Origin of the sequence: Streptomyces sp. UW30, from assembly GCF_008042075.1 — a bacterium.
Taxonomy (GTDB): Bacteria; Actinomycetota; Actinomycetes; order Streptomycetales; family Streptomycetaceae; genus Streptomyces.
The window spans coordinates 1-747 of the sequence record NZ_RDBN01000084.1 but is presented as its reverse complement, the minus strand read 5'-3'; the positions used below and the strand labels follow the sequence as shown (position 1 = coordinate 747).

Below are 747 nucleotides of genomic sequence, written 5' to 3'. Positions count from 1 at the left end.
GCTTGCGCTCGGCCCGCGCCGTGAGGTCCTCGGGAGCGTCCTCATCCTTCGGCTTCACTCGGATCGACGCCTCCAGGAATTCAAGACCGGCGACCTGACCGTCAAGTTGCGTCCGTGCAAGCGGAAGCAGTTGGTCGGCCGGTTCGCGGCTCCCTTCGAGGCGAAGCCGTTCACGTACAAGATCGAGGCGGACTGGTCGGGGACAAACCGGGTGCTGGCCGCCTCCCTGGTGCACGATCACCAGTCGGGGACGCTGTCGGGCGCGGTGGAGCCGGGGGGCGATCCCGCCGCGGCGATCGACGAGGTGCAGGGCCAGTTCCTGCACGCCTGCGCTCCCGCTGTCCGACTCGACGGGCTGGTCGCACTGGGGCCGGTCCTGTCGACTAAGTTCGACGACGTCCAACTCGACGATCTGGACGTGGACTTGGAGGCGTGGTCGGTCGCCGGTCTTGAATTCCTGGAGGCGTCGATCCGAGTGAAGCCGAAGGATGAGGACGCTCCCGAGGACCTCACGGCGCGGGCCGAGCGCAAGCAGCAAAAGCTGAAGGACGCGATGCTGGCGAGCGGAGTGAAGCTCTCCGAACATTCCGAGAACAAGACTCGACGCGTCCTCACCGCCTTGGCCCAGGCACATCAGAGCTGAGCATGTGTCCCCCGCGGTGGTCACCCGCTTGGGCGCGCTGAGCGAGCGAGTGGAACAGGCCGTGCAATGCCTGGCCGGTCTCGCTGATCGCGAAGCTCTGGTCC

At 66.8% G+C, this 747-nt stretch carries 1 pseudogene; it reads left to right on the top strand.

The window, feature by feature from the left end:
* Positions 1-643, top strand: a pseudogene (locus EAO75_RS44085) (hypothetical protein); the annotation flags it as partial.
* Positions 644-747 lie beyond the last annotated feature (104 nt).